This is a genomic window from Pusillimonas sp. ANT_WB101, assembly GCF_008369125.1.
Taxonomy (GTDB): domain Bacteria; phylum Pseudomonadota; class Gammaproteobacteria; order Burkholderiales; family Burkholderiaceae_B; genus Allopusillimonas.
This window is the reverse complement of sequence record NZ_VOAY01000001.1, coordinates 1129581-1150259: the sequence shown is the minus strand read 5'-3', so window position 1 is coordinate 1150259 and position 20679 is coordinate 1129581. Positions and strand designations below refer to the sequence as shown.

The window sequence follows — 20679 nt, the reverse complement described above, 5'->3', positions numbered from 1 at the left end:
GTTTGATCATGGCTGTAACGAGTAAGGGCTTTCCACTGCTGCTAACGTTCGACCTGGATTTTGAAACCATGTGGACGGCGCGTGATCCGGCTTATGCCCAGCGGCCCATCTTGATGTCGCAGGGGGCTTATGGCTGGAAGGTGGGCATGCCGCGAATTTTGCGGCTGCTTGAAAAGTATGAAGTGTGCTGTACGTTTTTTGTACCGGGCCTGGTGGCTGAGCAGCACCCTGAACTGATGCGCGAAATCGTTGATCGCGGCCACGAGGTGGCACATCACAGCTATAGCCATAAATGGATTGTGAACCTTTCGCCTGAAGAAGAGCGCGAAGAAATGGAAAAAGGCCTTGAGGCCTTGACGCGCACGACAGGCTATCGCCCGCGCGGGTGGCGCTCACCAGCGGCGGAGTTCAGCGCCATTACGCTTGATCTGCTGCAAGAGTACGGCTTTGATTATTCGTCCAATTTCTTTGACGATGACTCACCTTATTTGCTGAATATTCGCGGCAAGCAGACCAATATTGTGGAGCTGCCCTTTAGATGGGTGCTGGACGATGCACCGTTTTTTCAGTATTCAATCGTCTTGCCCGGTCGCACCATGCAGGCGCCGTCGGCATTGCTTGAGGCCTGGACCAGCGAGTTTGACACGCTGTATGAAGAGCAGCGCATGATGATGGTGGGTATGCACCCGCAAATCATTGGTCAGCCCTCACGGTTAAAGGTGCTGGAAAACCTGCTGATTTATGCACGTGAGCACGACAATGTGTGGATAGGCCGATGCGATGAGATCACTGACGATATGCGACTTATTTTGAAAACGCAGTCGGATATTTCGACATGAGCACGCTTGACGCCTGCTTAGCGCACGAGGGCAGGCATTATCTCGTGGTTGGTGGCGCAAGCGGCATAGGGCTGGCCTTTGCGCGGCTCGCTGCCGCACAGGGTGCGCGCGTTTGTGTTTTGGACAAAGACCACGTTGCTCTAGCATCGCTAGAGGCTGAAGGCGTTTTTGCAGCGGCATTATGTGTAGACGTAACGCAAGCAGGCCTTATTGAGGCCGCCGTGGCGGATGCTGTTTCTGCATTGGAAGGCCGTCTTGATGGCCTGGTTTACTCGGCAGGTATAGACCTGCAATCGCCGGTGGAAAGCATGCGCGATGAGCAATGGTTGCGCATTATGGACATCAATCTTAATGGCCCCATGCGCGTGAGCCGCGCAGCCATTCCTTATTTAAAGCGTGGCGACGGTGATCGGTGCATTGTTAATGTGTCATCGGCCGCAGGGCTGTCGCCACTGCCCGGGCGCAGTGCCTATTGTGTCAGCAAGGCGGGCCTGAATATGTTGGGCAAATGTATGGCACAAGAGCTGGGCGAATTTGGCATTCGGGTGGTTACTGTGGCGCCCGGCGCCGTCGATACGCCACTGCTGCAGCAGTCTTATCAAGACCAGCCTGATCAGGATGAGGCATTGGCCGCCATTCGCGCGCGGTATGCATTGCGCCGTATCGCGCATGTTGATGAGGTGGCGGCATCCATACTTTATTTGTGCGGGCCGGGTGCTACATATATCACGGGTACGACGCTGGCCGTTGATGGTGGGCGGAGTTTTCATTGATGGCTGTTGATGTAGTGGCAACTCCGTGTCTGAGTGCCTGAACCTCTGAGCGTTTGAGGATGAAGCCCAACAGATATGTTGTCTGAATATGGCGTAGCAGTGCGGTAGCGGGTAAATAAGGAAAAGCCTTCACATCGTTGAGACAGGCTAGCTGGCCTTGAACAGTGCTGGCAGCCTGAGCAGAGCTCTTTGGAAGAAAATAAATACGTTGCGCAAGATTTGAAATACGCAGGCATTCTCAGATGAGATCGTAAGCCCCACGTGATGCGGGCCTACAGTAGACGGGAGCAAAATGAGTAAACCAACAGAAGGCCCGGTCGTGGTTGTGACGGGCGGCGGACAAGGCATAGGCGCAGCGTCAGCGCGTCGCTTTGTTGCTGATGGCGCACGGGTTGCCATTATGGATCTGGACTGCAGCGGCGTTGCGGATCTGGCTGAGCAACATCTTGTGGTGGCGGGCGACTGCACTTCGGCGCAGGCCATGGATGCTTTTTTTGATCAGGTTGCGTCGCAACTGGGGCCGGTCGAGGTGCTGTTCAATAACGTTGGGCAGAGCGCGCGCGAAAAGGCAACGCCGTTTCTTGAGTCGGAAGAATCAACCTGGCGCTTCGTGCTCGAGGTGTCGCTGTTAACAGCCATGCGTGCCAGCCGACGTGTTGCGCCGGGCATGAAAGAACGCGGTTATGGCCGCATTATCAATATGAGCAGCAATGCCGCGTTTGCAGGCGACGTGGGCTTGGCCGATTACGCCAGCGCGAAAATGGGTGTAGTGGGGTTTAGCCGCTCGCTGGCGCGAGAACTGGCGGCGCATGGCATTACGGTTAACGTGGTGTGCCCGGGTGCGATTGCAACGCGTGCGCATGATCGCCTCAGCGCCAAAGTTATTGATCATATTAAGGCGACTACACCTGCAGGCTATGTGGGGTCGCCCGATGACGTGGCCGCCACGGTAGCGTTTCTGGCGAGCAAAGAAGCCCGTTACATAACGGGGCAGACAATTATGGTGGACGGTGGGCGGTGGATGTTATGAACGACAAGCATGATGAGTTAAACCTTCCTGCGCGTGAGTTGGCTGCGCTGGTGCGAGAAAAAAAGGTGTCGCCGGTCGAGGTGGTTGAGGCCGCGCTGCGGCGTATTGAAGCTAACAAACACTTGAACGCGTTCATTACCGTGACCGCCGATGCTGCCATGGAGGCCGCCAAAGTCGCTGAACAGCAGGTGATGGCGGGCGCACCTCTCGGGCCTTTGCATGGCGTGCCCTATAGCGTTAAAGACCTTACGCTTACCGCAGGTGTACGCACCACCATGGGTTCAGCCATATTTGCTGACTTCGTTCCGCAAGAAGATGCCGTGGCTGTGGCACGCAGCAAGGCAGCTGGCGCCATTTTGCTGGGTAAGACGACGACGCCCGAATTTGGTGCAAAACAAAGTACGGATGCGCCAATATTCGGGCGTACCTTAAACCCTATCAACCCCGCATTTACCTGTGGTGCTTCCAGCGGTGGCGCTGCGGTTGCCGTCGCAACGGGTATGGGGGCCATTGCGCTCGGGTCGGACGGTGGCGGCTCCATTCGCATTCCCGCTTCATGCTGCGGTATTGTCGGGCTGAAAGCAACGCTGGGCGATATTGCCAACCTGCAGCCTGCTGATCTTTTCTCGGCCAATTCGTATGTGGGGCCTATGGCGCGCGACGTGGCCGACACCCGGCTTTTTTACTCGGTGCTCAACGGGCCGCATGCGCGGGACCCGTGGGGCCTAAGCCTGAGCAGGTTGGCGCAGCAAGGCGGGGCGGGGCAGCTGAGCCGGGCGCAACAGCTAAGCAGGTTGGGGCAGCCGAGCATGGCACAGCAGCTAACCGGAACAGGGCAGCCGAACCAGATGCAGCGGCAAGGTGGGACAGGGCAGCCGAGCATGTCGCAGCAGCAAAGCAACACGGGTGCACTGTTTTCTGGCCTGGACGCGGTAGCACTGAAAGGCCTACGTGTAGCGTATATGCCGACCTGCGGCAATCGTGTTCACCATGAGGTAAAAGCAGCCACCGACGCCATGGCGCGCGCGTTGGAGCAGGCCGGCGCCATCGTCGAAGAAGTCTCACTGGATTTTGTCGCGCTGGAGCAGCACTTTTTAGTCATTCTGGAAAGCATGACCGCGGCACGCGTACAGCCTCATCTGGCACGATTTCGCGCGCAGCTCGACCCTGCGCTGGTGGCATTGACCGAACGCGGTTTGAACCATACAGCGGTTGCCCTGCATGAAGCCGCGTTCGCCCGCACCCGTTGCTTTCAAGATATGCAAAAGCTGTTTGAGCAATACGACGTGCTGCTTTCACCGACGGTTTCAGCTCCTCCGCTGTCCATAGACCAAGATCCCAACGGTATTGTCGTCATCGACGGCGAGCCCGCAGGAACGATACGCGGTGCCTGGTACCCGTATACCTACCCCATGAATCTGACAGGACACCCCGCATTGTCCATGCCTTGTGGTACGTCTTCAAACGGGCTTCCCATAGGGCTGCAGCTTTGCGGAAAATGGTATTCAGAAGCATTTTTGCTGGACCTTGCGGAGCAGGTAGAGGGGTTGGTGCAGCAAATGGGCTGAGGTTTTGGGCTGGACGTCTGGGCCAATTAAACGCACATTATTAAACAATTCAAGGGGCGCCGAATAAATCGCCCACCAGTCCATATTTTGCTTTCCAAAAACCTAGTTCAAAAGTGGTTGTGAGTGTTTGCAATATGCGTGTTGGTTAAAGCAACACGGCTACTTCTGCAATAAATGTGCGCGATCTGTTCCGCACAAGCACTCCACCTTTCGCATTCGTTCGAGCGGGGCCTCGTGTTGTGGCCTTGCTGCACAGGCATTCGTATAGAGCATTCCCCTGTACGGAAGAGATCCCACTCCTAAATGCGCGATTAACGCACAAAATCGTGATTTTCGCGCGTCCACGTAAGCCAGTTCGCTCCATACTTTGCATGACAAAACGTTATAGCTACGAGGAAGACATGAAATCCAATAAATTCTCTTTAAGAAGGCGCGCACTGAGTGGCGCGATTTCGCTGGCTCTGCTGGCCACGTCCGGTATGCTGATCAGCCAGCCCGTAAAGGCTGAGGGCGATGACTACCCCACGAGAACGATCTCGTTGGTACTGGGTTACCCAGCTGGTGGCATCAACGATGTGATCGCACGACGCTTGGCTGTGGATCTGGCGGAAGAGCTGGGTGTGGCTGTTATTGTCGAGAACAAGGCCGGTGCCAATGGTGCCATTGCGGCGGGCAGCGTGGCACGTTCCAAACCAGATGGCTACAACATTATGTTTGGTGCTATCGGCCAGGTCAGCGTCAACCAGTTTTTGCGCGATGACATGCCCTATGAGCCAGACGATCTGTTGCCGGTAGGCAAGGTTGCTGAAGCCAATAATGTGCTGGTCATTAATGCGGCCAATGTTGACAAGTTTCCTGATGTGGCAGCGGTGGTGAAGGCAGCCAAAGCAGACCCCGGTGCGATAACGTACGCCTCGTTTGGTATTGGCTCATCGTCGCACCTGTCGGCGGAGATGCTTGCCAAAGAAGCAAATATCAAATTTCTGCATGTACCCTACAAGGGTAGCTCGCCTGCCATGGTCGGCCTCCTTGGCGGCGATGTTGATATTATGTTTGACAGCATCAATACCGCTTTGCCACACATCAAGTCAGGAAAAATCATTCCTCTTGCCATTACCAAAGACACCCGTTCAGCGGCTCTGCCTGACGTGCCCACCCTGGCCGAAAGCGGCTACCCTGATTACAAGGTGTCGTCATGGTTTGGCCTGCATGTTGCCAAAGGCACACCGCGCCCCATTATCGACAAGCTCAACGCCGTGTTGCGCAAAATTCAGGCCAAGCCCGAGATTATTGAATATTTCAGCCGCCAGAATGTGGACATGACGCCCAGCACCCCCGAGGAGTACGGTGCGTTCGTCGAAACCGAGAATGCTCGCTGGGGTGCTCTGATCAAAGAGCTAAATCTTAAGACCAGCAACTAATTTATATCAACGTTTACACAGGAGTATGTATGTTTGAGCGTACTGACCGGATTCTGGTCGCTGTAAAAGACCTTGACCAGGCAACAGAAAACTACCAGGCGTTGTTGGCCGCAGTAGTTATTGATGAGCAAGACAGCCCACTACTGGGTGCCAAGCGGCGTATCCTGCAGTTGGGCAGAAGCCAGGTAGAGCTTTGCCAGGCTGTGGCCGAGGGCGCCATACAGCAACATGTGACTCAGTTCGGCGAAGGTCTTTTCTGCGGCGGCGTTTCCGTGGCGGATATGAACGCATGCCGTGAAACGCTCAAACAATCAGGCATTAAGTTTCAAGAAGAAGACGGGCGTCTTTACCCTGAAAAAGCCGATATGTTTGGCCTGGCGTTGGCCATTTCAGAAGAGCAAGCACAACCCGTAGAGCGTTATTCGGGCCCTGTAGATTATCTTTATGAGATTACGCAGGTACTGGATACCCGCTGGCAAACCGTAGCAGATCATTATCGGGACAAGCTTAAGCTGGACGAAGAAAACTTTGTAGGCATTACGTTTGCACGGTTTGGCTATGAAGGGGTGTTATTGCGGTTTCACCCCGACCGCCTTGATCGTATTGAATTATCTGAAGCGCATGATGTTGCCTTCCCAATGGGGCGCTTCGTCAAAAAGCGTGGCGATGCGCTATACATGTGCTACATCGAAACCAATAACCTGGCCGATATTATTGCCCGGCTTGAAGATCGTGGCCAGAAGTACACACGCCGCACCACCACGCCTGTAGAGCAGGACGGACTGTGGGTTCACCCCGCCGCGCTTAACGGCGTGCTGTTGGGTGTATCGCGCACAACACTGGCCTGGGGCTGGTCGGGCAAGCCTGAGCTGATACTGCCACTTGAAACGGGGATCGCGTCATGAGTGAAGTTTTTCAAAATTACGTAAACGGCCAATGGCAGGCTTCTGTCAGCGATGCCACCATGGCGATTGCCGACCCAAACACGGGCAGCGTTGGTTCGCAGGTACCCACTGGTGCACCTGAAGATGCGCAAGCTGCCATCACTGCAGCCGCCTCCGCGTTGTCGGGTTGGGCTCGCACACCGTTAACGGAACGCATTGATGCGGTCAAGCGTTTGGCTGAAGCCTTGAACCATCGCGCTGAAGTGCTGGCCAGTACCATTGCGAGCGAAGTAGGCACACCGCTAAAAATTTCGCATTATGTGCAGACGATGGCGCCAATACGTAATTGCGCAAACTTCGTCAAGGTTGCTGAAGCGTTTGAGTGGTCGCGTGAAGTCGCTAATTCGCTGGTGGTGCGCGAACCGGTAGGCGTTGTGGCCTGCATTACGCCGTGGAATTTTCCACTGCACCAAATTGTGCTCAAGGTTGTGCCTGCGCTGTTGTGCGGCAACACGGTAGTACTCAAGCCCAGCGAACTTACGCCTGAAACCACACGCTTGTTTGCCGAGGCCGTACACGAGGCGGGCTTTCCTGCGGGCGTGGTAAATATTGTGAACGGCAATGGCGCGCAAGTGGGCATGCCTATGGTTACGTCCAAGCTTGTAAATATGGTGAGCTTTACGGGTTCGACAGCCACGGGGCAAGCCGTTATGCGTGAGGCCGCTGCCACCGTTAAAAAGGTGTCGCTGGAGCTTGGCGGCAAATCGCCTTCGGTTATTTTGCCTTCTGCCGACCTGCTGCGCGCCATAAAAGGCACCTTGGGCGGCTGCATGTTGAATAACGGTCAAACTTGCAACGCATTGACGCGCGTGCTGGTGCCAGAAGACAAGCTCGACGAATTTAAGACGCTGATCGCTGCTGAGGTTAAAAAGCTGACGGTAGGCGCCAGCCTGGAAGCCACCACGCGGCTTGGCCCGGTTATTTCGGCAACACAGCAGCAACGTGTTCAAGATCTGGTGCGCAAAGGCATAGAGCAGGGCGCTTCGGTTATTGCATCGGTTACTGAAATCCCTTCCGAAGGCTTTTTCGTCAGCCCTATGGTGCTGGAGGTTAAGCCGGATAACGTGTTGGCTCGCGAAGAAGTGTTTGGCCCCGTGCTTAGCGTGCTTACGTATAAAACGGTGGAAGAGGCCGTTGCCATTGCCAACGATACTGACTATGGGCTGGCCGCTGCGGTGTGGGGCGAACCTGAAGAGGCCATGAGCGTGGCAAACCAGTTGCGTGCAGGCCAGGTCGACTTAAACGGTGCGCCGTTTAACCCCTTGGCACCATTTGGCGGTTTTGGCATGAGCGGCATTGGACGTGAGGCCGGTTCTGCCGGGCTGGAAGAGTTTCTTGAGTACAAGTCTATTCAGCAACCACTGCCAGCCAAGGAGTAAGCACATGCGTGGCGCTATGGAAGATATTCGCGTTCTTGATTTAACCCGTGTGCTTGCGGGCCCATGGTGCACGCAGATGTTTGCCGATATGGGGGCCGATGTAGTCAAGATCGAGCATCCCAAACGTGGTGATGATACGCGGCATTGGGGGCCCCCATATGTACAGGATGAACTTGGCGAGCAGTTTGAGGACTCCACCTATTACGCTTCGACCAATCGCAATAAAAAGTCGGTAGCCATCGATATTGCGACGCAAGAAGGCGCCGAGCTTGTGCGTAAGTTAGCCGTAAACAGCGATGTGTTCATCGAGAACTTCAAGGTGGGTGATCTGGCCCGGTATGGGCTTGATTACGAAACCATACGAAAGATAAATCCACGCATTGTTTATTGTTCTATTACTGGCTATGGCCAGAGTGGGCCGTATGCAAGTCGCCCAGGGTACGACTTTGTGTTTCAGGCCGAAGCTGGCCTGATGAGTATTACCGGCGAGCGCGATGACTTGCCCGGCGGTGGACCGCAAAAGGTAGGCGTGGCCATTGCTGACCTGACAACAGGTTTGTATGCGTCTACCGCCATTCTCGCTGCCATTAACGCGCGTCACACTACAGGCGTGGGCCAATACATAGATATGGCTTTGCTTGATTGCATGACCGCATTGTCTTCAAACCAGGGGCTGTTTCAGCTGGTTAACGATATAGAGCCAGTGCGTTGGGGTAATGCACACCCTGCGCTCGTGCCTTATCAGGTATTGAAAACCCAGGACGCAAGCATAGTGGTCGCCGTGGGCAATGATTCGCAATGGGCCAAGTTTTGCAACGCGATTGAGCGTGATGATCTGCTGAATAACCCGGTTTATAAGCGGGCTGCCGGTCGTATTACTAACCGTGAAGCGTTATTGGCAGCCGTTGAAGAAACTGTGGCGGGCAAGACCACGGCCCATTGGCTGGAAGCATTGACCCAAGCCGATGTGCCTCACGGCCGAATCAATAACTACCGCCAGACGTTTGAGCACCCACAGGTTGTTCATCGTGAGATGGTGGTTTCGGTTAAGTCGGAAGAGAGCGGCGCGATGGTTAAGAACATAGCCAATCCCATCAAGTTTAGCGATACCCCGGTTCGTCACCACACGGCTGCTCCGTCGCTGGGGCGACACACGCATGGTGTGCTGGGTGAGCTTCTGGGTTTGTCTGACGCTGAGCTCGAGCAGCTTGGAAGCCGTGGTGTCATAGGCACGGCCAACGCTCGCAAAGACGCCGAGATTACTGCTGGAAAATAATTGGATTGCACAATGATCAAAACACATTGGAACGAAAACGTTCTCGAAATTTGCATAGACCGGGCTGAGAAGAAAAATGCACTAAGCCATGTCATGTATGACGACCTGACCGAAGCCATTGCAGGCGCTGATCGTGTACCCACATGCCAGGCCATTATTGTTTATGGTGCGGGCGGCATATTTACAGCCGGCGCAGATATTAAAGATTTTCAAAAAAAACGTGATGGCAGCGATTCGCCTGCCGTCAAGTACTTAAGACAGCTCGCCGTGACGAAATGCCCGCTTATCGCGGCAGTGGAGGGTTTTGCGATTGGCATAGGCTCGACCATGCTGCAGCATTTTGACTTTGTGTATACCACGGCTAATACGCGCTTTCGCATGCCGTTTACCGAACTGGGTTTATGCCCTGAAGGTGGCTCTACTATTTTGATGGAACGCCTGGTCGGGTTGCGCAAAGCCATGCAGTGGCTTGTAGAATGCCAGCCTTTCGATGGCACTGAAGCGGTGCAAACTGGTTTTGCCACAGCCCTTGCTGAAGAAGGCAAAACGCTGGAGCGAGCCAGAGCCACTGCCAGCAACCTGGAGAAACTGCATGGCGATGCCGTGCGCCAGAGCAAGCATATGCTGAAATACACCAATCAGTCGGCACTGACAGCGGCAATTGATTACGAAGTGCAAGTGTTCAATGAACAGATTAATTCAGACTACGCGCAAAAGGTTTTCAGCAAGTTTCTTTCTTGATGCGAGCGGTTAACGTGGGCATCACGGAGGCGTATTGCGGGAGATGCGAGGTTGGATACCTGAGGCTTTAATAGTGTGCTTGTTTAGAGACGGCGCAATTTTTCGGCCGTCGCCAGCATATCGGTCAGATATCTGTCTTTGATCTCGTTGGTATGCACATACTTGGGGTTGGACGTGACGCTTAGCGCCATTAAGAACTCATAGCCGGGCACCTGTATGGGTATAGCGATACCGCTAAGCTCCAGGCCCATTTCCTGGTCAACAATGGCGTAGCCGTCAGCTTTGGCGGCTTGCAGCGCTGCGCGCAAGGCAGGCTCTTGAGTAACGGTAAACTCTGTGTAGGGTTCAAGCCTGATCTTGGCCATATACAGGTTTAGTTCTTCTTCCGGCAGGTTTGCCAGCAATACGCGCCCCAGCGATGTGCAATACGCGGGCAGACGGCTTCCCATGCCCAGCGACTGCGGCAGTAGCTTTTTGCTCTGTGAGCGCACAAGATAAACCACGTCTTCATCATTAAGTATGGCTAGGGCGCAATTGGTATGTACTTGTTCGCTAAGCGTATCCAGCAGGGGCTGGGCACGGGTAATAATGGCTTCAGATGAAAAATAGGCATGACCTATTTTTAGCACCTGCGGCTTTAACCTGTATTTACCATCGCTACGCTCGACCATTTCTAGCTGTTCAAGCGTATAAAGACAACGCCTGACCACAGCCCTGTCGAGCTGTGTGCGTGCAGCCAGATCGGCAACGCTGGCAGCCGATTTTCTTTCAGAGAATGCAAGCAACACCTCTATGCCGCGCGCAAGCGACAGCATGAAATCAGGGTCGCCGCGCAATTCGCTGTATTTGCCAGTACTACTGGCGTTGGGTAACTTCATGTTATGTAGACGGGCTTTTATTTGAGCTCGGGGTGCGTTGATCTGGCAGCGTACGATAGCAGGGCGGCCCGATTGAAAATTGACGTTTAACCTGCGAAGTCAACCCGTAATGTACGACGCAAGGCAAGTACCCGCTGACAGTTGAGCCAGCTTAATGAGCATTTGTGTGGGTATTGTAGTGTGTGCGGCACTACGCCGACCTAAGCGCGCTGACAAGCTCTAGCAGGCCTGTAGCAAACGTTTTCAGGCAGGACCTTTGCGTGCATTACGTCTTGTTCGCTGTCGCTGCGGCCTGCAACATGGCTTTTTCTGCATTGCAACCGCAAAGACAGCGTCCATGACCCAAACCCTCACTGATTACGACAGCCCCTGGAAAGAGGCGCTTGATTACTTTTTTGAAGATTTCGTCGCGTTACTGGCGCCCGAACTGCATGCGCTCATTGACTGGTCCGTCGCGCCGGTGTTTCTTGATACCGAGCTGCAAGCCCTTGCCTCCGACTCGCCAAATGGGCGTCGCTATGCTGACAAACTCGTCAAGCTGCATCGTCTTGATAATGGCCAGGCCTGGGTTCTGGTGCATGTTGAAGTTGAAAGCGGCCCGCCAAGCGGCACAAGCCTTGCCCAGCTGGCTCAACGCATGTTCACCTATTTTTATCGCATATGGGACCGCTACGTGAGGCAGAAAATGGCGGGCGTGGGTTCTTCAGGCCCGATTGAGCTGGATGCCAAGAATACTTCGTTTTATAGCCTGGCCATTCTTACTTCAAGCACAGACGGGCCATCCGTTTTGGTGCACCGTCAACGTCTGGGCAAATGTCAAATGTGTTTTCGTTTTCCCGTCGTACACTTGCGCCGTTGGGAGGACGACAGAGTGTCATTGGTTGATCTTGCGGCGCTCAATCCGTTTGCTTTAGTGGTAATGGCCCAGCTAGATGCCCAGGCGCATCATGGTGCAAGCGAGCGCCTGTTGACTAAAGTCAGGCTTATTCGCTTGCTGTTTCAGCATCGTTACGATCGCCGGCGCATCCAGCAGCTATTCCGCATTATCGACTGGATAATGTGTCTTCCCAAAGATCTTGAACCGGCCTTTGAACAGGCCGTAGGAGCAATAGAAACGGAGCTCAACATGCCTTATGTAACTAGCATCGAACGTTTAGGTGAGGCCCGAGGCCTGCAAAAAGGCCTGCAAAAAGGCCGTGAAGAAGGACTTCAAGAAGGTAGAAACAGCGCCGCACGGCTGCTGTCAGCAATGCTTGAGCGCCGGTTTGGTCAGTTGCCCGCGTGGGTAACCACCCGCATTGCGCAGGCAGACACAGAAACTCTTCAACGCTGGACGCTCAACGTATTGGAGGCAAAGCGTCTCGAGGCTGTTTTTGAATAATCGAAATATTAAAAAAATCCGCGCCCATCTAATGCGCCGTGTAGGCTAGTTAATGCATCCAACGCCCGCATGGGCAGTGACACTATTTCTTTTCGGTGATGCCCCTGCGCTTCACGCAGGTTGATGCGGATCAGCGGTACGCGCTGCTGTTCGCCAAAGTATCGTATGGTCGGCAGAGCCGTACCGGCACCCAACTCAATGACGACCGGGGCTCGAACCTTGCGGCGCCACAAACCAAGTGCATGGTGTTGTTGCTCGCTGCGAGCTTCCACCCAATCCCAGTCGTTAAACATCAAAATATTGGGGCGTGCGATGCCGCTGCAATATGGGCACACAGGTGTATCGTTTAGCAATTCACAGCGCTGTTCATCCACCTGCGGCGTAAAGTTCGTGGCGGGCCACACTTCGCTCTGACAGGTGTTTAGGCACTGCAAGTAATGAATTGATCCATGACATTCGACCATGCGACTGTCGTCAAAGCCTGCTTTGCCAAAATGCCCGTCAACATTGCTGGTAAAAACAAACGCGCCATGTTCCAAGCGGGCTGCAATGTCGCGCAATATATAAAAACCTTCATGTGGTTCTGTTTCTCGATACATAGCCAGCCTGTGGCCATAAAAACCCCAGGCACGATGCGGCGTTTTCTGGAAATGGATGGGGGACGCCATGTCAATGAAAGACAACCCTGCCCGGCGCAGGGCAGGGTAGGCGCGCCAGAAGCCGTCATCGCCACGAAAATCAGGCAAGCCTGAGTCAACACCCATGCCGGCACCTGCCGTGATTAAAATGCTGTCCGCGCTGCAGATGAGCTCGGCGGCTTTGTTTAGTGCGTGCGAATAGGGATGTTGAGTCATCGTATTAATTGGATTAATTCTGGAAAGCCGCCTGTATTTATCAGGCACACTCAGTCTAGGCCAGAACGGGTGCGACATGTTGTGTGGCATGTGCCGGCCATGTCTACCTCGCTGATCACGCCCGTTGCATGGCGGCACGCTATCATTGACGGCAGTGAGGCAGGTTTGATAGGCAAAGAGGAACGTCAGTAACCAACATGCTAGCCTTAAATCTTGAACACTTAACTGCAAGCTAATGCACTAATCAGCTCAGTAAACTGACAATCTAACCTCCTGATAATCTGGCATCCTGGCAAACAAGTACTCAAGCTAGCAACTACACACCCCCCGGAGTTATAAACACGTGAAGTTTATCCACGCCGCAGACATTCATCTTGACAGCCCACTGCATGGCCTTAGCGCTTACCCCGACGCACCGGCGGAGCTGTTGCGCAATGCCTCGCGCGATGCGCTGGTAAAGCTGGTAGACCACGCCATCGAAGAAGATGTTGATTTTATGGTGATCGCCGGTGATCTCTATGACGGTGACTGGCGCGATCACAATACGGGTATTTTCTTTAGCCAGCAGTTGGGGCGTTTGCGGCGTGCGTGTGTTCCGGTATTTCTGCTTTATGGCAACCACGATGCCGAAAGCGAGATGACCAAAAAACTCACCCTACCTGACAATGTGTCTGTGTTCGGTGCACGCAAGCCTGAGGTTTTCCGGCTTGATGACTTGAAAGTGGCCCTGCACGGGCAAAGTTTTCGCACCAAGGCGGTGGTTGATAATTTGGTTCTGGGCTACCCGGAACCAGTGCCCGGGTATTACAACATTGGTGTGCTGCATACCGCTCTTGAAGGGTCTAGCACTCACGCCAATTATGCGCCGTGTTCCCGCGCAGAACTGCATGCCAGAGGCTACGATTATTGGGCACTGGGGCACGTGCATGAGTTTCAGCAATGGGACGAACAGTCTGTCATTGTGTTCCCCGGAAACCTGCAGGGTCGGCATATTCGCGAGACCGGGCGCAGGGGCGCCGTGTTGGTCACCGTAGACCAGGGCCATACACAGGTTGAGCGCCTGTTCATTGATGTACTGCGCTGGGAGGCGCTAGACCTTGATGTCTCAGGGTGTACTTCTATGGCCGACATTGCAAGGCAGACCGGCGCTGCGCTTGAGAACCTGCTTTCCATTGATGAGCATGTGCCGCGTGCGGTAAGGGTTACCCTGCGCGGTCGCAGCGCCATGCACGGCCCGCTGTTTGGCAACGCGCAGACACTACATGCCGAGGTGCGCAGTCAGATCGCCGTGTTGGGCAATGATAAGGTATGGCTGGAGAAGGTTAAGGTGGCTACCGAGCCGCTTGAAGATGCATTGGCGTTGCATTCGCGGTTTGATGCCATTGCCGATCTGCAGGCAATTTTGGCAGACGCGGCAGACGACCCGGATTTTCTGGCGGCGCTGCAGAGCGAGCTTCAGCCTTTCTTTGGCAGGGTAGTAGCAGATGTCAACAATGATGTACCCTTGCTCTCGCTGGCGCGGGCAGGCGATTTCGCTGATCTGGTAAATCAGGTTTCACCCGCACTGCTTGCCCGTCTGGCTGAGGGAGAATAAGCCATGCGTATCAAACGTCTTGATCTAATCAAATATGGCAAGTTCCATGACGAGTCTTTGGCCTTCCCGACAGCCACTCACGATTTTCATCTGATTGTGGGGCCAAATGAAGCTGGCAAGTCTACGGTGCGCAGTGCGGTTGCCGAGTGGTTATTCGGTATGCCCCAGCGTACACCGCTGGGCTTTCTGCACGATTTGAGCGAGCTTAGGCTGGGTGGTGTACTCGAAGCAGACGGTCAGGAAACCGTGTTTCACCGTGTGCGCGGCCGTACTCCACTACGCACGCCTGAAGATGAAAAATTACCCGAAACTTTTTTGCAGCCCTTGTTAGGTGACACCAGCAAGGCCTTTTTTGAGAATATGTTTGGGTTGGATCACACCAGGCTGATCGCCGGTGGAGAAAGCTTGCTCAAGGCTTCTGATGAGGTCGGGCAGGTGCTGTTTCAGTCAGCGGCAGGTGTGGCCAGCCTTGGGCCGGTACGCGAGGCACTTGAGGCACGTGCCGCACAGCTCTGGACCAAACGCAGCAGCAGTACAGAGTATGCAAAGGCGGAGGCACGCTATAACGAGGCCCTGGCGGCGTTAAAGTCGTCGACCGTGCGCACGCGCGCTTGGTCCGAAGCCAAAGAAGCGCTTGATCAGGTTAATCAGGCCATTGATGCTGCCAACGATAAACGCCTGCAGTTTGATACCTTGCGATCACGGTTGGAGCGCGTGCGGCGTGTGGCACCTTCCCTGCAGATGCTTAAAGAAAAAGAGGCTGAGCTTACAGCGCTAGGAAAGGTGGTCACGTTCCCGCCGACGGCCTATACCGACCTGCAAAAGACGCAGATTGATCTTGAGGTTGCCCAGCGCGTTCTGGAAGAACGCGGTAAAGACGTGCAAGCCAGAGAGCAGGAGCGCGAGGCCATTGTGGTTGATCGCGCCGTGCTTGAGATGGCGGACGACATTGAAAACCTCGACGTGCTGCGCGGGGCATGTGTTAATCATCGTCGCGATATTCCGCTGCGTGAGGCTGAGGCTGATGGTTTGCTTGAAGCCGCACTCGACGGGGCTGCACGGCTGGGTTGGCCAATCGAGGCACAGGCTTTGATAGCAACGCTGCCCGATGAGCGTGCGCTGCGACGCGTTACGCAACTGTTGCAACAGTATGGCGGCCTGCATCAGGCAAAACAGTGGGCTAAGGAAGCTGTTGATGAAAAAAACCGCGAGCTTCACACACAACAGCAGCAGGCGCAGCAGCTTGCTACCACTGAGGTATCTGTGCCGCTCAGGTTGGCACTCGAAGAGGCGCAAGGCTTTAGGGCGGGTACCGCACGTTTGAGCAGCCTGCGTCAAAAGGTCGGTGAGGCGCACGTGTTGTTGCAGAGCGCATTGGCCGAGTTGGGGCGATGGTCTATGGATATCCACACGCTGCGCACGTTGTCGCTGCCATCCTCTGCCCGCGTGGTTGATTTGGGTCGCGAACGTGAAAGACTGGCTCGACAGCTAAGTGATGCACACGAACGCGCTGCCCAGGATAAGGCCGAGCTTGCACGTCTCAAGCTGGAGGCCAAACAGTTTGAACAGGGTGGAAAGCTGGTCACGAAGGCCGAGGTCCATCAGGCGCGTTTGCAGCGCGACCAAGCCTGGCTGCAGGTCAAACATGGCGAGCTCGCGCTCGATGATGGTGGGCCGCTGGTCGACGCGGGTATCCGGCTGGCTGATGAACTGGTGGACGCCCAGCTTGGCTATTCTGCAGAAGCGGCGGCATTTCAGGCTGTGCGCCATGCCACCGAGCAGGTCGAAGAGTCGTTGCATCATAAATTACAGGCCGTTTCAGACAGCGAAAAAGCGCTGCAAGATCATGACCTAATGTGGGCGGCGATTGTTGATGAGGCGGGCGTTGCCGGGATGCCGCTAGGCGACATGCCAGACTGGCTAGGCAAACGCGATGTGGCATTGACGGCTGACGCTGCTTTGCGTCAGCGTGAGTCAGAGCTGAACGCTGAGCAAGACGCTTACGCTCAGGCGGCGCAGGCGCTGGCAAGCGCGTTAAAGGCAGAATCGGTCGATTTAGGCGGTATGAGCGATACGCCTGATCTGCCAGCACTGGTTGTGACCGCAGCTGCGCATGTTCAACGCCTGGATGCGGCACGATCCCAGCAGGCCAGTCTGGCCAAGCAAGTTGCGCAGGCTGAATCGGCGCTCCATACCTTGAAGCTAAAGGCGCAGCAGGCCGATGCAGCATTCGAGGCTTGGCAGCAGCAGTGGCAGCAGGCCGTGCAGGATGCCAGGCTGCAGCAAGCGATAGGGTCTCAGGCTGAGGCCGAAGAAGCAGTCGGGCTGGCCTTCCGCGTGGCAGACAAACTATCTCAGGCGCAGGTTATACGTCGTACGCGTGTTGACACTATGCTGCACGACCTGCAGCGCCTGGACGAAACGGCGCAGCAACTCGCCAACGCAGTGGGTGAAAAGGTGGTGCCAGGCGCTGATGGGGCAGATCTGGCCCGTGTATTGATGCGCCGGCTGCGGGCAGCGCAGGAAGCGCTCAACGCAGCGGAGCGCATCGATGGTGCCATTGCAGCGGCGCAGCAACAAAAGCGTGATGCGGCGGCAGCCATTGCGAATGCTGAAGCACGCATTAATCCCTTGCTGTCGCTGGCTGGCACGCGCGATGTTGCCCAGGCCTTGCCAATGGCCGAGCGTTCAGACCGGTATCGGGCCTTGCAGCAGACAATTGCAGAAGCCGTTGCGGCCGTCACGCGCGGAAGCGATGGTTTGTCGCGTGAGGCAATCGAAGCTGAAGTGGCCGAGTATGCTCCAGCTGAAGTAGAAAGTTTGCTGGAACAGGCGAAACGTGACGTGGCTGAGATCAGTGAACACTTGCATATGCTTTATCAGCAACGAGTAACGGCCGAGCAGGCGTTTTCATTGATTAACGGTCAGTCTGACGCAGCGACGGCGGAGGCCCGACGCCAGGAAGCATTGGCCGAAATGGAGGAGCTTGCCGAGCAATACCTGGAGGCAGCTACGGCGGGCCGTTTGCTTAGATGGGCAATTGATCGTTATCGGGATCAGCAACAGGGGCCTATGCTGCAACGGGCGGGTGAGGTGTTCTCAGGCCTGACGTTGGGCCAGTTTGTGAGGCTGGGGGTGGATTATGAAGTACAGCCGCCGGCGCTGGTGGCAAGGCGGCAAAATGAACAACGTGTTGAGGTGGCAGGGCTGAGCGAAGGCACGCGCGATCAGTTGTTCTTGGCCTTGCGCATTGCTGCGCTGGAACTGCACCTGACTCATGCTCGCGCATTGCCCTTTATTGCTGATGATTTGTTCATCAACTTTGATGATGCACGATCAAGGGCAGGCCTGGAAGCGTTGCGTACACTTTCGCAGCATACCCAAGTATTGTTTTTAACGCATCATGAGCATTTGCTGCCCCTGGCCCACGAGGTGTTTGGCAATGCCTTGAATGTGGTGCGGCTTGAACGAGGTGCGGCTTGATTGTGGCGCAGCTTAAACGTGGTGCAACCTGAACATGCTGCAGCTTCAGTGTGATGCCACTTGAATGTGGTGCAGCTTGAACGGCAAGAGGGCTAGCCTTAATGGTTAGCCCTCTTGGCCCTGCAGCCTTTTACTAACACCTTCGTCCTGCCCGCACACGCGGGAAACCACGGTTACGCGCGACGAGGGTATTACGGGTATATGCCTAGATCACGCCTTGGTCTCGCAGCTTGGCCAGATCTTCCTCAGACAGATCAAGCATGGCGTGCAAAACCTCGTCGGTGGCTTCACCCAGTTGGGGTGGGCCACGGCGCACTGGAGGGCGTTCACCATTAAGCTTGTACGGCGGTGCCATGATGTGCGCCTGGCTGCCATCGGGCAGGCCAAAGTGCTGGATTAAGCCACTTTGTTGCGCACGCTCAGACGTTAACGCCTCGTGCAGCCCTAGTACCTCGCCGCACGGTATGTTGGCTGCCGACAAACCCTGGAGCAGGTCTTTGCGTTTACGTGCAGCGAGCTCTTGGTTGATGACGGGCAACAATGCCTCGCGGTGCTTGGAACGGCCAAGATTAGTGCGGAACCGCTCATCTGTAGCCAACTCGGGCCGCCCGATCACGTCAGTACAAAAGCGGGCAAACTGGGCGTTATTGCCTACGGCAAGTACCAGCGGCCCATCTTGAGCTTCGAACACGCCGTAGGGCACGATAGAAGGATGCGAGTTGCCACAACGTGGCACGTCTTCACCAATAAGCAGCGATTCAAGGCCATAAAATGCCGAAACCATGACGCCGCTGTCGAATAGTGCCATCTCGATGTGCTGGCCCGTGCCTGTGCCGCGTCGCTGGTAAAGCGCAGCCAGTATGGCCTGCGTGGCGTACATGCCGGTAAACATGTCGACGACAGAGGTGCCAAACTTGAGCGGTGGCTGGGTAGGCTCGCCGTTCATGTACATAAGGCCGGTTTCGCCCTGCATGACCAGGTCGTAGCCCGGGCGGGCCGCTTCAGGCCCGCTGCGGTCATACCCCGAGATAGAACAGTAAATGATGTCAGGGCGAATTTTGCGTAGCTGCTCGTAACCAAGATTGAGCCTTTCTACGCCGCCAAACTTGAAGTTTTGCACGACAACGTCGCATTGTGCAGCCAGCTTGCGGGCGATTTCCTGACCTTCTTTGGTCTGCAGATCAAGCGTGATCGACCGCTTGTTGCGATTGGCACAGTTAAAGTAGGTGGTGCCAGTTGGACCGACACGCTTGCCCCAGTCGCGCGTGTCATCACCACGCACTGGATGCTCTACCTTGATAATTTCTGCGCCGAGGTCTCCGAGTGCCATGGTGCAAAGCGGCCCCGCGAAAACGCGGGAGAGATCAAGTACACGGACACCGGCAAGGGGAAGCGAAGAGAGTGTGGTGTTTGGCATGGCTTTAGTTACGCGCGCCGAGTTTGTTGTCGTTGATGACTTTTTCCCAGACGGCCGAATCAGTAACAATGCGCTTTGCCATGTCGTCGGCAGTACCATAAGCCGGGTAGGCGCCGACCGAGATCATGCGTGCAGCAACTTGCGGATCTTTCAATACTGTTTTGAGGGTATCAGAAAGCTTGGCAAGCACTTCGTCAGAGGTTTTGAGCGGTGCGAAAACGCCTACCCAAGAAATAGCCTTGCTACCTGTGACGCCTTGATCTTTCAAAGACTTGACGTCAGGCAACGCGTTGAAGTTTTCGGTGTTGACGGCGATGGCGCGCAGCTTGCCGGCCTTGATCTGGGGCAGTACGGCGACCGAGTCCGAAAACATGATGGGAACATCACCCGCAAGTACGGCGGCAACGGCGGGCGAACTGCCTTGGTAAGGGATGTGTGTTGCTGCAAAGCCCATTTCAGTTTTCAGCAATTCCATGGTGAGGTTGCCGGTGCTGCCTGTGCCTGCTGAGGTGTAGTTGAGATCACCGTTTTTGGCTGCCTTGGCCAATGAGGCCAGATCAGTAACATTGGGCAGAACCTCGGGGTTGACGACAAGAATGAGCGGGGTTACGTAAGCAACGCCAATAGGCTGGATGTCTTTGCTGAGGTCATAGGGCGTGCCGGCCAGCATATAAGGCGCAGTAAGACTGGGCGATGCAAGCATGCCTATGGTGTAGCCGTCGGGCTTGCTGCGCATGACGTTGCGTACACCGATGGTGCCTGATGCGCCAGGTTTGTTTTCGGCAACAAAGGTGGCGTCGAGTGCTTTGCTGAAGGCTTCGGCCAGCACACGGGTTGAAACGTCAGTGGGGCCGCCCGGGGGGAAGGGAATGACCCATGAAACAGGGCGGTCGGGGTAAGCAGCGTTGGCTGCACTAGCAGCACCGGCTGCCACAAGCAGGGACCCGGCTGCGACGGCCAGCAGGGTTTTGACCGACATGCGCCGGCTAAGGGAGCTAATCATATTGGGTATACCTTGAATGAGGTTATCTGAAGAGAGGGAGCAGCCAAAAAACTGGCTATCGAAAACCACTGTGCAGAATCAAAGTCCATTCTATTGCA

The 20679-nt window shown here is 55.3% G+C and carries 16 protein-coding genes; 12 read left to right on the top strand and 4 right to left on the bottom strand.

The window, feature by feature from the left end; genetic code table 11:
* Positions 1–8 precede the first annotated feature (8 nt).
* From FQ179_RS05260 to FQ179_RS05220, 9 genes are all read left to right on the top strand, one after another.
* On the top strand, positions 9–839 hold the full coding sequence (locus FQ179_RS05260) for a polysaccharide deacetylase (RefSeq protein ID WP_149396186.1): 831 nt from the start codon (positions 9–11) through the stop codon (positions 837–839).
* A complete protein-coding gene (locus tag FQ179_RS05255; RefSeq protein ID WP_149396185.1) occupies positions 836–1612 on the top strand; it encodes an SDR family NAD(P)-dependent oxidoreductase in 777 nt (258 codons plus the stop codon). The genes FQ179_RS05260 and FQ179_RS05255 overlap by 4 nt, the downstream gene beginning before the upstream one ends.
* Before the next feature lie 292 nt (positions 1613–1904).
* Complete coding sequence (locus FQ179_RS05250) at positions 1905–2642, top strand: SDR family NAD(P)-dependent oxidoreductase (RefSeq protein ID WP_149396184.1); 738 nt, start codon at positions 1905–1907, stop codon at positions 2640–2642.
* Positions 2639–4210 (top strand): amidase, encoded by a 1572-nt coding sequence (locus FQ179_RS22595; protein ID WP_255474838.1) that lies wholly within the window; start codon positions 2639–2641, stop codon positions 4208–4210. The genes FQ179_RS05250 and FQ179_RS22595 overlap by 4 nt, the downstream gene beginning before the upstream one ends.
* A 401-nt stretch (positions 4211–4611) precedes the next feature.
* The gene (locus FQ179_RS05240; RefSeq protein WP_188074500.1) at positions 4612–5631 is read left to right on the top strand and encodes a tripartite tricarboxylate transporter substrate binding protein; all 1020 of its coding nucleotides are present in this window, start codon (positions 4612–4614) and stop codon (positions 5629–5631) included.
* Between the two features lie 29 nt (positions 5632–5660).
* A complete protein-coding gene (locus FQ179_RS05235; protein ID WP_149396182.1) occupies positions 5661–6536 on the top strand; it encodes a VOC family protein in 876 nt (291 codons plus the stop codon).
* On the top strand, positions 6533–7954 hold the full coding sequence (locus FQ179_RS05230) for an aldehyde dehydrogenase family protein (protein WP_149396181.1): 1422 nt from the start codon (positions 6533–6535) through the stop codon (positions 7952–7954). Before FQ179_RS05235 ends, FQ179_RS05230 begins: the two co-directional genes overlap by 4 nt.
* Positions 7955–7958: 4 nt before the next feature.
* Positions 7959–9230, top strand: coding sequence for a CaiB/BaiF CoA-transferase family protein (locus FQ179_RS05225; protein ID WP_149396180.1), 1272 nt, complete (start codon positions 7959–7961; stop codon positions 9228–9230).
* A gap of 12 nt (positions 9231–9242) precedes the next feature.
* Positions 9243–9971 carry an enoyl-CoA hydratase/isomerase family protein gene (locus FQ179_RS05220; protein ID WP_149396179.1) on the top strand — a complete coding sequence of 243 codons (729 nt, stop codon included), beginning with the start codon at positions 9243–9245 and terminating at the stop codon, positions 9969–9971.
* 83 nt (positions 9972–10054) lie between these two features.
* Here FQ179_RS05220 and FQ179_RS05215 read toward each other — a convergent pair whose 3' ends face one another.
* A complete protein-coding gene (locus FQ179_RS05215; RefSeq protein ID WP_149396178.1) occupies positions 10055–10849 on the bottom strand; it encodes an IclR family transcriptional regulator C-terminal domain-containing protein in 795 nt (264 codons plus the stop codon).
* Between the two features lie 337 nt (positions 10850–11186).
* Here FQ179_RS05215 and FQ179_RS05210 point away from each other — a divergent pair, with 337 nt between their 5' ends.
* Complete coding sequence (locus tag FQ179_RS05210) at positions 11187–12230, top strand: hypothetical protein (protein WP_149396177.1); 1044 nt, start codon at positions 11187–11189, stop codon at positions 12228–12230.
* An 8-nt stretch (positions 12231–12238) separates the two neighbouring features.
* Here the strand turns inward: FQ179_RS05210 and FQ179_RS05205 are convergent, their stop codons facing one another.
* Complete coding sequence (locus tag FQ179_RS05205; protein WP_149396176.1) at positions 12239–13084, bottom strand: Sir2 family NAD-dependent protein deacetylase; 846 nt, start codon at positions 13082–13084, stop codon at positions 12239–12241.
* A 343-nt stretch (positions 13085–13427) separates the two neighbouring features.
* On the opposite strand from FQ179_RS05205, the gene FQ179_RS05200 reads away from it, so the two are divergent.
* Entirely contained in the window at positions 13428–14678 is a 1251-nt protein-coding gene (locus FQ179_RS05200) for a DNA repair exonuclease (RefSeq protein WP_149396175.1), read from the top strand.
* Positions 14679–14681: 3 nt separating this feature from the next.
* Complete coding sequence (locus tag FQ179_RS05195; protein ID WP_149396174.1) at positions 14682–18161, top strand: YhaN family protein; 3480 nt, start codon at positions 14682–14684, stop codon at positions 18159–18161.
* A 205-nt stretch (positions 18162–18366) separates the two neighbouring features.
* On the opposite strand, the gene FQ179_RS05190 is transcribed toward FQ179_RS05195, so the two are convergent.
* Together FQ179_RS05190 and FQ179_RS05185 are read right to left on the bottom strand one after the other, a co-directional pair.
* Positions 18367–19578, bottom strand: a complete 1212-nt coding sequence (locus FQ179_RS05190; protein WP_149396173.1) for a CaiB/BaiF CoA-transferase family protein — start codon at positions 19576–19578, stop codon at positions 18367–18369.
* Between the two features lie 4 nt (positions 19579–19582).
* Positions 19583–20581 (bottom strand): tripartite tricarboxylate transporter substrate binding protein, encoded by a 999-nt coding sequence (locus FQ179_RS05185; RefSeq protein WP_149396172.1) that lies wholly within the window; start codon positions 20579–20581, stop codon positions 19583–19585.
* Between the last annotated feature and the right edge of the window lie 98 nt (positions 20582–20679).